This is a genomic window from Actinocorallia sp. API 0066, from assembly GCF_020991275.1.
Taxonomy (GTDB): domain Bacteria; phylum Actinomycetota; class Actinomycetes; order Streptosporangiales; family Streptosporangiaceae; genus Actinocorallia.
This window is the reverse complement of the sequence record NZ_JAJLQY010000001.1, coordinates 648,731-662,946: the sequence shown is the minus strand read 5'-3', so window position 1 is coordinate 662,946 and position 14,216 is coordinate 648,731. Positions and strand designations below refer to the sequence as shown.

General features: G+C 69.9%; 14 protein-coding genes. 9 read left to right on the top strand and 5 right to left on the bottom strand.

Translation table 11 applies throughout. The features are described 5' to 3' along the window. Positions 1-83 precede the first annotated feature (83 nt). The 9 genes from LO762_RS03115 to LO762_RS03075 are packed head-to-tail and all read left to right on the top strand — an operon-like array spanning position 84 to position 9,380. Complete coding sequence (locus tag LO762_RS03115) at positions 84-1,682, top strand: AMP-binding protein (RefSeq protein WP_230612136.1); 1,599 nt, start codon at positions 84-86, stop codon at positions 1,680-1,682. Then, positions 1,679-2,749 (top strand): methyltransferase, encoded by a 1,071-nt coding sequence (locus tag LO762_RS03110; protein ID WP_230612135.1) that lies wholly within the window; start codon positions 1,679-1,681, stop codon positions 2,747-2,749. The genes LO762_RS03115 and LO762_RS03110 overlap by 4 nt, the downstream gene beginning before the upstream one ends. Positions 2,750-2,801: 52 nt before the next feature. Next, a complete protein-coding gene (locus tag LO762_RS03105) occupies positions 2,802-3,905 on the top strand; it encodes a type III polyketide synthase (protein ID WP_308103221.1) in 1,104 nt (367 codons plus the stop codon). Between the two features lie 26 nt (positions 3,906-3,931). Further along, positions 3,932-4,579 carry an undecaprenyl diphosphate synthase family protein gene (locus LO762_RS03100; RefSeq protein WP_230612832.1) on the top strand — a complete coding sequence of 216 codons (648 nt, stop codon included), beginning with the start codon at positions 3,932-3,934 and terminating at the stop codon, positions 4,577-4,579. Positions 4,580-4,624: 45 nt separating this feature from the next. After that, entirely contained in the window at positions 4,625-5,527 is a 903-nt protein-coding gene (locus LO762_RS03095) for an aromatic prenyltransferase (RefSeq protein ID WP_230612134.1), read from the top strand. 45 nt (positions 5,528-5,572) lie between these two features. Further along, on the top strand, positions 5,573-7,150 hold the full coding sequence (locus LO762_RS03090; protein WP_230612133.1) for a DUF6851 domain-containing protein: 1,578 nt from the start codon (positions 5,573-5,575) through the stop codon (positions 7,148-7,150). Between the two features lie 3 nt (positions 7,151-7,153). Further along, positions 7,154-7,573: a hypothetical protein gene (locus tag LO762_RS03085; RefSeq protein WP_230612132.1), complete on the top strand. Its 420-nt coding sequence runs from the start codon at positions 7,154-7,156 to the stop codon at positions 7,571-7,573. 45 nt (positions 7,574-7,618) lie between these two features. Next, a complete protein-coding gene (locus LO762_RS03080; protein ID WP_230612131.1) occupies positions 7,619-8,518 on the top strand; it encodes an aromatic prenyltransferase in 900 nt (299 codons plus the stop codon). Between the two features lie 58 nt (positions 8,519-8,576). After that, positions 8,577-9,380: a DUF3050 domain-containing protein gene (locus tag LO762_RS03075; RefSeq protein ID WP_230612130.1), complete on the top strand. Its 804-nt coding sequence runs from the start codon at positions 8,577-8,579 to the stop codon at positions 9,378-9,380. 27 nt (positions 9,381-9,407) lie between these two features. Here LO762_RS03075 and LO762_RS03070 read toward each other — a convergent pair whose 3' ends face one another. From LO762_RS03070 to LO762_RS03050, 5 genes are all read right to left on the bottom strand, one after another. Further along, positions 9,408-9,593, bottom strand: a complete 186-nt coding sequence (locus tag LO762_RS03070; protein ID WP_230612129.1) for a helix-turn-helix domain-containing protein — start codon at positions 9,591-9,593, stop codon at positions 9,408-9,410. Positions 9,594-9,630: 37 nt separating this feature from the next. Beyond that, a complete protein-coding gene (locus LO762_RS03065; protein WP_230612128.1) occupies positions 9,631-10,155 on the bottom strand; it encodes a hypothetical protein in 525 nt (174 codons plus the stop codon). A gap of 284 nt (positions 10,156-10,439) precedes the next feature. Beyond that, complete coding sequence (locus LO762_RS03060) at positions 10,440-11,339, bottom strand: RNA polymerase sigma-70 factor (protein WP_230612127.1); 900 nt, start codon at positions 11,337-11,339, stop codon at positions 10,440-10,442. A 276-nt stretch (positions 11,340-11,615) separates the two neighbouring features. Then, positions 11,616-13,265: an ABC transporter permease gene (locus tag LO762_RS03055; RefSeq protein ID WP_230612126.1), complete on the bottom strand. Its 1,650-nt coding sequence runs from the start codon at positions 13,263-13,265 to the stop codon at positions 11,616-11,618. Then, positions 13,262-14,173: an ABC transporter ATP-binding protein gene (locus tag LO762_RS03050; protein WP_230612125.1), complete on the bottom strand. Its 912-nt coding sequence runs from the start codon at positions 14,171-14,173 to the stop codon at positions 13,262-13,264. The genes LO762_RS03055 and LO762_RS03050 overlap by 4 nt, the downstream gene beginning before the upstream one ends. Between the last annotated feature and the right edge of the window lie 43 nt (positions 14,174-14,216).

Below are 14,216 nucleotides of genomic sequence, written 5' to 3'. Positions count from 1 at the left end.
ATCCGCCCGGCGTCAAGCCCGTCGCGCCGTCAACACGCGGTCTCACCCACAGCCAGCCGCCCAACGCTAGGGAGTCAGTCCCGATGAAGGGTTCCACCGCCTACCGATCGATACAGAAACGCGGTCTCCACATCGGCCTCCTGCCGGAGATGGCCGCCGCCGTCAATCCCGCGACACCGATCGACCTCGACCACGACCTGGACGTCCTCCCGGAGGCGGGTCGGCGTCTCACCGTGTCCCAGCTCGCCGACCACGTGGACGACCTCGCCGCGCGCCTGTGGGCGGCAGGGGTCCGCCCCGACGAGTACGTCGTGATCCACAAGAGCGCCAACGCCGACGGCTGGGTGCTCGCCGCCGCGACCTCCCGGGTCGGCGCGGTCCCGGTGCTGCTGTCGCCCGGCCTCGACGCCGTGACGGTCGGCGCCCTGATGCGGCGGGTGGGCAGGCCGAGCCTGCTCACCGACGCGCCCAAACTCGACGCGCTGGCCGAGTTGCCGCTCGCTGAGCTCGCCGAACGGGTGCTCATCGTGGCCGGAGACCGGCCGGGCGCCCGGTCGCTCGGTGAGCTCGCCGGGGCGCCGCGGGTACGGCCGGTGGTCCGGCCGATCGACGCGCCGGCGGTGATCACGCACACGTCCGGCACCACCGGGATCCCCAAGCTCGTCGTCCACACCCCCCGCACCCAGGGGCTGCGCCTCAGACCGCAGTGGCGGCTGCTCTCCCTGATGCGCGCCAGGCAGACGGTCGCGATCCACATCTCCTTCGTGCACTCCCGCATGGTCGCGGCGATGGCGCTGGCGCTCCTGAAGGAGATGCCGGTGCTGCTCCTGAACGAGTCGGCGCCCGACCGGGTCGCCGAGTCGTTCCTCGCGCACCGGCCCGACTTCGTCGAGGCGCTGCCCAACTCGCTGATGGAGTGGGAGGGACTCGCCGACGACCCGCGCCGTCCCTTCGCGTCGGTGAAGTACTTCAGCAGCACGTTCGACGCGATCCACCCGAGGACCATGAGCCGTCTGCTCCGGTCGTCCTCCCGGCGCGGCGCGCTGTTCTTCCAGATCTACGGGCAGAGCGAGGTAGGCCCGGCGGTCGGCCGCGCCTACCTCCGCGGCTCCGCCCACAAGGTGAACGGGCGCTGCGTCGGGTGGCCGATGCCGTTCGGCTGCGCGAAGGTCCGCCTGGTCAGCAGGGACGGGCGCCCGGTGTCGGAGACGAACCCCGGCTTCATCGAGGTCGCCTGGCGCGGCCTGGCGAAGACCTACTTCGGTGAGCCGGAACGGTACGACGCCAACCGGTTCGGCGACTGGTGGCGGACCGGGGACGTCGGCTACCGCACCCGAGCCGGCTGCCTGCACATGCTCGACCGCGAGGTCGACATGATCCCCGGAGTGCGCAGCTCGCTGGAGGTCGAGGACCTGCTGCTGGGCGAGCTGGACGAGCTGTGTGAGCTCGTCGTGGTGCAGGGGCCGCGCGCCGAGGCGATCCCCGTGCTGTGCACCACCGACGACAGGCCGCTGGACCGGGTCAGGTGGCGCGCGGCGGCCGCCGGTTTCCCCCAGCTCGCCGACCCGATCCAGATCCCGCGCGCGGAGCTGCCGCGGACCGCGACGTTGAAGGTGCAGCGGATCGCGCTGTCCCGGCGGATCAACGAGCGGATGGCGGACCGGGAGGGACAGGTCCGATGACGCCCGAGGCGGTGCTCGCGCGGTTCCGCGAGTACATGGTGGGGCCCACCCGGTTCATGACGCTGCTGTCCTGTTTTGAGCTCGGCGTCATCGACGCGCTCCGCGAGCGGCCCGGCATGACGGCCGCCGACCTCGGCGCCAGGGTCGGGGTCAGGCCCGACGCGGTGGAACAACTGCTGTTCCTGCTCGTCAAGGAGACCTTCGTCGCCTACGACGAAGGTTCTCGCACCTACACGCTCGACGCGCTCGCGCACGTCGCCGAGCGCGACCTGAGACGCGCGCTGACCTACCTGAACATGATCAAGGTCGTCGCGCTCAGACAGCTGTTCCATCTCACCGAGAGCGCGCGGACCGGAACACTCGTCGGCCTGAAGGAGCTCTACGGGGCCGAAGGGACCCTTTACGGCGCGGTCGCGGACCACCCTGACCTGCGTGACTCCTGGGCCACGCTGATGGACGCCGTCACCGCCAACATCGACCCCTGGTTCTTCGCGAACATCGACCTGCCGCCGGGCGCGAACGTGCTCGACCTCGCGGGCAACACCGGGCTCGGGGCGATCGACGCGCACCGGCTGAAGCCCGTCCCCGGCCTCCGGGTGACGACCTTCGACCTCCCGGAGAAACAGGACGAGTGCCTGCGCAACTTCAAGGACCACGGCCTGGAGCAGCAGTGCTCGTTCATCGGGGGCGACGTCTTCGACGGCGTCCCGACGGGTTTCGACACCGTTCTGATCAAGCACTTCCTCGACATGTTCGACAAGCGCAACGTGGTCCGGATCCTGGCGGAGGTCGGCAGGTCGCTGGAGCCGGGCGGCCAGGTCTGCGTTCTGGTGCCGGTGTATCCGGAGAACGTCCAGGACGCCGACAACTACAACGTGGACTTCTTTCCCGCGTTCTTCCTCGGCTGCACGATGGGCGAGGGCGGTCCACAGAAACTGTCGACCTACGTGAGCTGGCTCGAGGAGTGCGGCTTCACGGTGACCCGGGCGGTGACCAGGGACGCGGCCGACCTCCCGCCGGACGTCATTCCGGTGCCGGCCGTGCTGTGCGCGACGAAGTCGGCATGACGCACCGAAGAGACACCTGACGTGCAGGCTCTGAAGAAAGCAGATTCCGGACGTGCCAACGCTGTGCAAGCCCTCGGTCATGGTGCCGGAGTACGTCGTCACCATGGAGGAGACCCTCGACTTCGCGGAACAGATCCACGCGGGAAAGCCGCAGCTCTCGCTGGCGCTGCGGCTGATCCGCAACACGGGTGTGCGGAAGCGGCACATCGTGCAGCCGCTCGACCAGGCGCTCCGGCACCCGGGATTCGAGGAACGCAACCGCGTCTACGAGATCGAGTCCAAAAGACGGTGCCCCGAGGTCATCGAACAGGCCCTCGCCAACGCGGCGGTGACGGCCGAGGACATCGACGCCATCATCTACGTCTCGTGCACCGGATTCCTCATGCCGTCGCTCACCGCATGGCTGATCAACACCATGGGGTTCCGTTTTGACACCCGCCAGATACCCATCGCCCAACTGGGGTGCGCGGCCGGCGGCGCGGCGATCAACCGGGCCCAGGAGTTCTGCCTGGCCCACCCGCGCAGCAACGTCCTGATCGTCTCGTGCGAACTGTGCTCGCTGTGCTACCAGCCCGACGACGACTCGATCGGCGCGCTGCTGTCCGACGGGCTGTTCGGCGACGCGGTCGCGGCGGCGGTGGTCCGCGGCGAGGGCGGCACCGGGGTGGCGCTGCAGCGCAACGCCTCGTATCTCATCCCCGGCACCGAGGAGTGGATCTCCTACGCGGTGCGCGCGACCGGCTTCCACTTCCAACTGGACCGCAGGGTGCCCGGGACGATGGAGCCGCTGGCCCCCGTGCTGCGCGGGCTCGCCGCCGACTTCGGCTGGGACGTCCGCGGGCTCGGCTTCTACATCGTGCACGCCGGCGGCCCCCGGATCCTGGACGACCTCGCGAAGTTCCTCGACGTCGACCGCGAGATGTTCCGGCACAGCTGGGCGACCCTGACCGAATACGGCAACATCGCCAGCGCCGTCGTCCTCGACGCGATGCGCCGGCTCTTCGACGAGGACCCCCCGGAACCGGGCGCCACCGGCGTGATCGCCGGTTTCGGCCCCGGCATCACCGCGGAGATGGCGCTCGGCCGCTGGACCGTCGACCCGGCGGCCTCCCCGGACGGCGCCCGGCTCCACGCGGTGGCACCCCGCCTTCGGTGAGAGCAAAGGAGATCGTTGTGCCCACCATGATGCTGCTGCCGGACGGAATGCGCCGCTGGTCGCAGAAGCAGGGCGTCTCGCTTGAGGAAAGCTACGCGGCCATGACGGACAAGATCCTGGAGTTCGCGGACTGGACCCGGGACGAGGGCTTCTCGACGCTTTACGTCGCCTGTTCCTCCATCGCGAACTACAACAGGTCGCCGCGCGCGGTGGCCGTCGCGATGGACTCGTTCACCGAGGTGGTGCGCCGATGCCACCACCGGCTCAACTTCGAGTTCTCCGGGACGCTCGCCGTCGTTCCCGAACGCTGGGTGACCGAGCTCCGGACGCTGCGCGACAAGTCGGCGAAGGACGCCGGCTTCACCCTTCACTTCGTGCTGGGGATGTCCCTGACCCGCGAGGTGATCGACATCTTCAACAGGTTCAACGGCAAGGTCCCGGTGATGACCGAGGAACTGCTCGCCGAGAACGCCTACATCCGGGAGCCCGTCGACTACATGATCCGGCCGGGCGGACACGCCCGCGTCTCGTCCTTCTTCCCGCTGATGTCGCCGTTCGCGGAGATCTTCTTCTGCGACGTCCTGATGCCCGACATGACGCGAGCCGACTTCGACGTCGCGCTCAGCGACCTCCAGGGCCGGGAACGGCGCTTCGGCCTCTACCCGACCGCCTGAGCGGGGCCCGTTTCGGCGCGTCCCGCCTCGAACGCCAGGAGCACAGTGTCCGAAGAAACGACCGCCGAGAAGCTCTGCTCGGATCTCGCGGAGACGGCCGGAATACTCGGCGTCCCCTTTCACCGGCGACGGGTGTGGCCGATCCTGGAAACCTACCGGCGCACCTTCGCGGACAGCGGCATCGCCTTCAGCGTCCATGTCGGCGAGGACGACGTGAAGGAACTCAACTTCGCCTTCGCCGTGCCGTCGGAGATCGGCGATCCGTACGGCCACGCCCTGTCGCGGGGTTTTGTCACCGCGGCGGACCATCCCGCCCACACGCTGCTCGCCGAGGTTCGGGCGCGCTGCGAGGTCGCCGAGCACTTCGTCGACTGCGGCGTGCGCGGCGGCTTCCGCAAGCTCTACGCGCACTTCCCCCACGACCTGCGGAGCCTCTCGGACATCGCCGCCCTCCCGTCCATGCCGAAGTCCGTGACCGAGAACGCGGACCTGTTCGCCCGGCACGGACTCGAGCACGTCGCGATGGTCGGGATCAACTACCGGGACGAGGCGGTCAGCCTGTACTTCCAGTTCGGCGCGGACGGCCATCCGAGCGTGGCGACCGTCCGCGCCCTGCTCCACGAGATCGGACTCGCCGAACCGGACGAGCGGCTGCTGGAGTTCGCGCACCGGTCCCTGCGGGCCAACATCACCCTGGGCTGGGACTCGCCGCGGATCACCCGCGTCGCCCTCGCCCCGCCGCCCCGCCGCGGCCTGCGCGTCTCAGCGCTGCCGACACGGCTGGAACCGCACATCGAACGTTTCGCGACGAGCGCTCCGCGCACGTACACCGGCGAGCGGGTCAACCTCTTCGCCGTCAAATGGACCGCCGAGCGGGAGTTCCTGGAGGTCTGCTCCTACTACCAGCTCTCGGTGCTCCAGCAGAAGCTCTTCCTGAACGGCCGGTAGCACGGACCGGCGCCCACTCATCCCCCAAGAGTAAGGAAGCACCCCATGACGTCAGCCGGCTCCTCCGCCGACTCCGACCTCTCCATGCGCCGCAGATCGCTGCTGCTCGGCGGACTCGGCGGCGCGTCCGCCACCGCGCTGGCCGCCCTGGGCCACGCCGAGCCCGCCGCCGCGGCCCCCTCCCCCGGACCGGCCGCACCGCCCCCGCCGGGGCTGGAGTTCGACTTCGACAACGACAACTTCCACAGCGACCTGATCGACAGGGCCGGTGACCAGTCCTTCGGCGGCGAACAGATCTTCGGCCCGATGGACGCCTCCCTCATCATCTGGATCCAGCACATCATGTGCACCGCGTGGTTCGACGCGCTCGCCCCGTACCACCGGACCGCCGTCGGCGTCCACTCCCGGATCCCGCGCCGTCCCCGAGCCGAGTCGGCGACCAACCGGAACCGGAACATCGCCGCCATCTACGCCACGCTCCAGGTGATCAAGGCCGTGTACCCGGAGCGGCTGGCCGCCGTGAAGGCGGTGATGACGATCATCGGGCTCGACCCCGAGGACGTCTCGGAGAACCTGGCGACCCCGGTCGGCATCGGCAACGTCGCCGGGAAGTCGGTCGTCAGGGCCCGGCAGAACGACGGCATGAACTTCCTCGGCAACGAGGGCCCCAAGTACCACGGCAGGCAGTTCGAGGACTACACCGGGTACGAGCCGAGGAACACCGCGTACGACCTGCCCGAGCCCGGCCGCTGGCAGCCGGCGATGGGCCCGCACCGGCGGCGGGTCGGCGGCGGCCCCGGCGACAAGGGCATCTTCATCATCCAGCGGTTCGTCACCCCGCACTTCGGCAGGGTCAAGCCCTACACCTACAAGGACCCGTCCCCCTTCAAGATCGCCAGGCCGGACCACACCGACTACACCGACCGCGCCAAGTACAAGAAGTCGGCTGACGAGATCCTCGCCGCCTCGGCCGCGCTCACCGACCTGCAGAAGGTGAAGACCGAGTTCTTCGACAACAAGTTCCTGGGCATCGGGCAGGCGACGAAGGCGGCGGCGCTGTCCCACAACCTTGACCTGGACAAATGGGTCCAGCTCCACTTCATGAGCGCGATCGCGCAGCTCGACGACCTCATCGCCTGCTGGCACCAGAAGCGCAGGTGGGACGCGCCCCGCCCGTTCACCGTGATCCGGAAGGTGTACGGCGACCGCAAGGTGAGCTCCTGGGGCGGGGTCGGCAAGGGCACCGTCCACGACATGCCCGGAAACGAGTGGACCAGCTTCATCCCCGTCGGGGACCACCCCGAGTACCCGTCCGGGTCCACCACGCTGTGCGCCGCCGAGGCGCAGGCGGCGCGGCGCTTCCTCGGCGACGACAAGCTCGAATGGCGGCGCCCGATCCCCAAGGGCTCGTCCCTGACCGAGCCCGGCCTCGTCCCCGCCCGTGACCTTGAGCTCTACTACCCCACCTGGACCGGGTTCGTGAAGGACTGCGCCACCAGCCGGGTGTGGGCGGGGGTCCACTTCGGGACGACGGTCGCGAGGTCGATCGAGTACGGCACCCCGTTCGGCGACCGGGCCTACGACTTCGCCATGAAGTACATCAAGGGCGAGGTCAGGGCCTGACGCGTGTCCAGCGGAGCCGACATCGAGGACGCGGGTCCACCGGACCTCGCCTCGTACGCGAACAAGGTCTTCGAGGAGGCGCTCGCCGGTCCCCGCGACCGGCTGGGTGAGCGCCTCTTCCGCATGTCCCTGACCGCCTGGGAGAACCCCGAGCTGCGACCGCGGCTGCTGGGGAAGATCCGTGCCGCCACCACCAGCGAGGAGGGCGCGGCGCTGCTCCGCGACCACTTCTCCGCCCTGCTGGTCGACCGCCTCGGCGCGGTGGTCGACGTGCCGCGGCTCGACCTCAACGCGGTGGTGACGCAGGTCGTGGGCGTGATCATGCTGCGCTACGTGATGCGGATGGAGCCGATGGCGTCGGCGTCGCCCGACGAGCTCGTCGCGACCTTCGCCCCCACCATCCAGCGCTACCTGGACGCGTAAGCCACGACGCACAACCGCCGTTTTCCCGACAAGTGGAGGTGTCAGATGTCCAGGAAGGCCGCGGAAGAGTTCTACTCGGCCATCGAGAAAGCGACCGGACTGCTGGACGTGCCGTGCGCGCGCGACAGGGTCTGGCCGCTGGTCACCGCGTTCGAGGAGGCTCTTCCGCGGGCCGCCATCCTCTTCCGGGTGGCGACGGACGTAAGGCACGCGGGTGAGCTCAACTGCCACCTGATGATGCTCCCGCCCGTCGACCCCCATGCCCTCGCCCGGTCGAAGGGCCTGGTCGAGGCGACGGGCCATCCCGTCGACGCCCTGCTCGCCGACATCGAGGCACGTTTCCCGATCGAGGGTTACGGCATCGACTTCGGTGTCGTCGGCGGCTTCCAGAAGGCATGGTCGTGCTTTCCCGGCGACAGCATGCAGAAACTGTCGGAACTCGCCGACGTGCCCTCGATGCCGCGCGCCCTCGCCGACAACCTCGACTTCTTCGCCCGCCACGGCCTCGCCGACAACGTGACGCTGGTCGGGATGGACTACGGGCACCGGACGATGAACGTGTACTTCGGCGAGGTGGACGCGTGCCTCGCCCCGGAGAAGGTCCGCACGATGCTCCGGGAGATGGGGATGCCCGCGCCGAGCGAGCTGATGATGAACTTCGCGCGGCGGTCGTTCGGCTTCTACGCCACGCTGAACTGGGAGTCGTCGCGGATCCAGCGGTTCTGCTACTCCGCGATCAGCAAGGACCCGCTGTCGCTGTTCGACGCGGCCGACCCGAAGATCGAGCATTTCCTGAGGACGATCCCCTACGGCGTGGACGACCCCAAGGCCGTCTATGTGGCCACGTCGCCCGCGGACGGCGAGTACTACAAGATCCAGTCCTACTACCAGTGGCGGCCACGCCTGACGAAGCACATGCACACGAGCGTGTCAGAAAGCGACTGACCAGCGGAGCACCACCACCGCGGCGCAAGAGACCCGGCACCGACCTATGGGGCAGCACATGTCACGGTACGAATGGGGCGACGAGGCTCCCGCCATCACCAAGCTCAAGGAAGCCACCGAACCGGCCCGGCTGCACGTCGTCGGCCATCCGATCTACCGGGAGCTCAACACCGTGGACGCGGTGGTGACCTTCATGGAACACCACGTGTTCGCCGTGTGGGACTTCATGTCCCTGCTGAAGAGCCTGCAACGGCGCCTGACCTGCGTCCGGGTGCCGTGGGTCCCGGACGGTCCGACCGGGAGCCGGCGCCTGATCAACGACATCGTCCTGGTCGAGGAGAGCGACGAACTCGGCACGGGCTTCATCAGCCACTTCGAGCTCTACGTGGCCGGCATGCGGCAGGCGAACGCGGACACGTCGCGGATCGACTCCTTCATCGACCTGCTGCGGGCGGGCGCCCCCGTCCTCCCGTCCCTTGCCGAGGCGGGCGTGCCGCGTCCGGCGGCGGAGTTCGTGCGCTCGACGTGGCAGCTCATCGAGAACGCGCCGGTGCACTGCCAGGCGGCGGCGTTCGCCTTCGGCCGCGAGGACCTGATCCCGGACATGTTCGACCAGGTCGCGGCCCTGAACGCCGAGTTCGGCAGGCTCTCCACCTTCGTCGACTACCTGCGGCGGCACATCCAGGTGGACGCCGAGGAGCACACCCCGATGGCCATGCAGATGCTGGTCGACCTGTGCGGCGACGACGGCGGCAAGTGGGCGGACTGCGAGAGCACCGTCAACGCGGCGCTGCGGGCGCGTACGACGTTCTGGAACGGCATCCTCCAGGCGCGGCTCGACTGCCCGCACCCGCGTTCCTGAACGCGGCTGGCGGCCCCGCCGGGGCCGTCAGCCCCGTCCAGGGGGGTCGAGCGTGGCCATGACGTCGTCGGGGTGGTAGTACACCCGACGGTCGTGGGTGTAGCGGCGCCATTTCGACTCGTGCGCGTACCGGTAGATGGTGCCTTTGGGAATCCGCCAGATCGCGGCGACGTCATCGGCGGTCAGGCCCGTCTTCTGGGTCTCGGCGCTCATCTGGTTCTTCCTTTTCTACGGCCTGGATCCGTGCCTTTCACCGGGTTCCTCTTCTCATCTCACGGGCGAGCGTGGCCCAGCGCGCGGCCGGCCACGCGTGTTCGGGCACGCTGGTGCACACGATCTCGGACGGCAGCGCGTCGTCCCCGGCGCGGATCAGGGCGACGAGTTCACCGCTGCAGTTCGGACAGGAGCCGACACGGCTTCGCGCACCGCCCTTCGGGTACGCGGCGCGCCGGGCCGAGAGCACAAGATCCCTGATCTCGTCCACCGCCTCCGCCGCGGCCGGGTGGGCGGCCAGCCATTCGGCGTGCCGCCGGAGGAAGCCGGTGAGCACCCGGATGTCCCGGTCGGGAGGCTGGACGCGGCGCTCACTGGCGACGAGGCCCGCCCAGTGTTCGAGGACGACGCGAATGGCGGCACGGGTGTCGACGGCGGCCGGGCTCATCGGATCGATGGATCTGTTCTTCCGGGAGCCGCGGCGGCGGACTTGTAGCGTTCCAGTTTCCTCGCGGCGCACGCAGTCGTCGTACAGGGCGGGCAGGTTCGCCAGCCCGCCCACCAACAGATCCAGACACGCGGTGCACACGAACCAGCCTTGGCCGACCCGGCGGGGTCCGCCCCTCGATTCTCCGTCAAAACTCAGCCGACACGATTCCGCGGTGCACAACAGTACTTCTGCCATAAACTCCCCCGAGGTGACGTCCCCGGTTCTGGATTTCCACAAGGAGAAAGCGCCGTGCTCCACCAATAATCCTCAAAATAGGCAGGCGCGTCAATAGCCCCGGCACATCTCCGGAAGACCCGATAAACCAATCTGCGAGCCGTCCCGGGGAATCGGTGGAATCACGGGGACGGCGCGTGGAAACCCCTACCGGCACGTTCCAGGTGGCGGAGCTTGTCAGGGTTGGCGACGAAGTGGATGGCGCGGATCCGGTCCCCTGCCACGTCGAGCCCGAGGACCCCGATCAGCCTGCCGTCCGCGTCGACCGTCACGGCGCCCGGCTGCCCGTTCACGTCGGTGGTGACCACCCGCATCCCCCGGGCGGCCAGCGCGGACGTCGCGCCCACCAGGGACCTGGCCACCCGCAGCAGCCCGCTGACCGGACGCATCAGCGCGGGCGCCTTGCCGCCGCCGTCGACGTACAGCGTCACCTCGTCCGCGAGCAGTTTCTCCAGCGCGGGCAGGTCGCCGTGCTCGGCGGCGGCGAAGAAGCGCCGCGCGAGCTCGTCCCGGCGCCGCCGGGACGCGTGGTAGCGCGACCGGCGCTGCCGCACCTGGTTCCGGGCGCGGGCGACCAGGTGGCGGGCGCTGTCCACGTCCGTGCCGACGATCCTGGCGACCTCCGCGTAGGGGTACTCGAAGACCTCACGGAGCAGGAACGCGGCGCGCTGCCGCGGGGTCAGGCTCTCCAGCAGAACCAGGAAGGCGAGGGAGAGCGAGTCGGCCATCTCCGCCTGCTCGGCCGGCAGCGACCCGGTGGCCAACGGCTCCGGCAGCCATTCACCGACATAGTGCTCCCGCCGCGCCCGCGCCGAACGCAGGTGGTCGACGGCGATCCGGGTGACCACGGTGGTGAGGTACGCCTGCGGCGACTCGATCTGTTCGTCCCGCTGCAGGGTCTGGTGGATCCGCAGGAACGCCTCCTGCACGGCGTCCTCGGCCTCGCTCACGCTGCCGAGCATCTGGTAGGCGATCACGAACGCCCGTGGGCGCAGGTCACTGTACAGGTTCGAGATGGACATACCGCGTCGGTCCCATTCCTCAGTGAAGCACCTACGCCTTTTCACCGAGCGCAAGCCTCAATGTGCCATGGAGACGCCGTCGCCGTGGCGTCTGGAAAGGGCGGCAAAACCGCCTTTCTTCCCTTGGCACGTACGGTAGCAAAACCCAGATGCAGTCAGCCTAAATGCCGGCCATAAAATCCGCCGGGTGGCGCGATTCGGCCAGCCGCCTCCTCCCCTGCTCCGGTGTTCCTTTTCGCGGGGGGCCGGTCGCGGGCGCGGCCCGCGACCGGTGGTTCACCTTGTCTCCAGGTCGCGGCGGCGGAAGCCGGCTATCCCGGCGGCCGTCAGCGCGGCGGCGATCACCAGGAGGATCGCCAGTGCCGGCCAGGGGACGTCGTCCAGTGGGGGGCGGCCGGTGTGTTCCATGGGCAGCAGGTCGCGCACGCCCTGTGGCAGGTCCAGCAGTGTCCCGAAAACACCGGCGAACAGGCTGTAGCCGATCAGTGCCCAGGTCGCGCCGATGGCCCGGGGAAGCAGCCCGAACAGCAGTACCGCGACGCCGAGCAGCACCAGGACCCCGGGCGCGTGCGCCAGGTGCGCCACGGTCACGTCCCAGAGGAGGGCGGCGTCGCCCACCGACAGGGCGGCGCCGAGCCCGGTCGTGAACCCGGCGGCCAGCAGCAGCCCGACGACGCCGAGCGAGAGCACCGCCACGTAGCCGCCCAGCCACGCCGTGCGGCTGGTCGCCGTCGCCAGCACCGGTTCGGCACGTCCCCTCGCCTCCTCCGCGCGCACCGCCTGCAGGCCCAGGACCGCCATGACGCCCGCGAAGACCGCGGTGAACAGCGTGATCACCCCGAGATAACCGCTGACCAGGGTGTCCGCCGAGCCGCCGAACATGTCGAGGCGGTCCGCGCTGATGCCGTCCGCGTCGGCGATCTGGTCGGCGGCCCCGCCGAAGACGAAGCCGAAGACCGAGAGCGCCGCCGTCCACCAGAACAGGGCGGACCGCTGGAGCCGGAACGCGGCGGCGAGCGGGGAGGCGAGCCACGGTGCCGCCGTTGCCGCGCCGGTGCGGGCGGCGACCAGGCCCGCGCCGACGTCGCGGCGGGCCGACAGCGCGTAACCGGCCGCCGTGGCCGCCGTGGCGAGGCCGAGCGAGAGCAGCAGCGGCCACCATCGCCCGTCGACGTAGGGCCGTGTCTGGTTCGACCAGGCCAGCGGCGAGAACCAGGACAGCGGGCTGCCGTGGTCCTGGATCATGTCGCCCACCGCCCGGACGACCCAGGCCGCCCCCAGCAGCGCGCCCGCGATCCCGGTCGCGGCCCGTGAGTACTGGGTGACCTGGACGGTGAACGCGGTGATCCCGGCGAAGACCAGCCCCACCGCGGCCACACCGGCGCCGAACAGCAGCCCCTGGCCCGCGTCGTAGCCCTTCCCGGCCAGGACGCCGCCGAGCAGCAGCGCCAGCAGGGCGTTCGCGCCGACGGCCACCGCCAGCACCGCGGTGAGCTGCGCGTACCTGCCCACCACGGTGGCGCGCAGCAGCTCGACCCTGCCGTGCTGCTCGTCGAGCCGGGTGTGCCGGGAGACCAGCAGCAGGGTCATCAGCGCCGCCAGCACAAAGAAGAACAGCCCGTAGACGCCGACGACGTACCGCTCCGTGGTGATGGCGTCCCGGCCGTAGCCGGGGCCGAAGACGGCACCGATCGTGCCCTCGGTGAACCGCTTGACGTCCTGGAGCTGCTCGGGCGTCTTCGTGCTCTCCGACACCACGGTGTCGAAGTAGGCGAGCAGCAGGGTGACGCCCAGGAGCCAGGACGGCAGTTTGATCCGCTCGCGCCGCAGGATGAGCCGGATCAGCGTGCCGGTCCCGGCCAGCACGTGGCCGGGCGGACGGCCTGTGTGCGCCCGGCTCGGCTCCCGGACGGTGGTCGCGGTCACCGGTTCCCCCCGCCCGCCTCGGCGAGCTCGTCGCCGTAGTGGCGCAGCATGAGCTCCTCCAGCGTGGGCGGGTGGCTGGTCAGGCCGCGCAGCCCGAACCCGGTCAGCGCCCGCACCGCCGCGTCCAGGTGGCCGCCGTCGACGGCGAACCGTACCCGGCCGCCCTCGGCCACCAGGTCGTGGACGCCGGGCACCTGGTCCAGGCCCACGGCCGGGCGGTCGAGGTCGGCCTCGATGGTCGTGCGGGTCAGGTGCCGCATCTCCGCGAGCGTCCCGGTCTGCGCGATCTCGCCCCGCCGGATGATGCTGACCCTGTCGGCGAGCTGCTCCACCTGCGCCAGGATGTGGCTGGAGAGCAGCACCGTGCGTCCCTCCGCCTTCATCTTCTTGATGACGTCCTGGAACACCGCCTCCATCAGCGGGTCGAGCCCGGAGGTCGGCTCGTCGAGCAGCAGCAGCTCCGCGTCGGAGGCGAGCGCCGCCACGATCGCCACCTTCTGCCGGTTCCCCTTGGAGTAGGTGCGGCCCTTCCTGGTGGGATCGAGATCGAACCTCTCGATCAGCTCCGCCCTGGCCACCGGGTCGAGGCCGCCCCTCAGCCGTCCGAGGAGATCGATCGTCTCCCCTCCGGTGAGGTTCGGCCACAGCTCGACGTCCCCCGGCACGTACGCCATCCGGCGGTGCAGGGCGACCGCGTCGCGCCACGGGTCGCCGCCGAGCACCTCCACCCCGCCGGAGTCGGCCCGCAGCAACCCGAGCAACACCCGGACAGTGGTGGATTTCCCCGCGCCGTTCGGGCCGAGGAACCCGTGGACCTCGCCGGACTCCACGGTGAGGTCGAGCCGGTTCAGCGCGCGGATCCGGCCGAAGGACTTCACCAGTCCGGAGGTGGCGATCGCGGCGGTCACGCGCGCACCTCTTCCCGCGCGCACGCCGTCGTGTTCCGCCGGG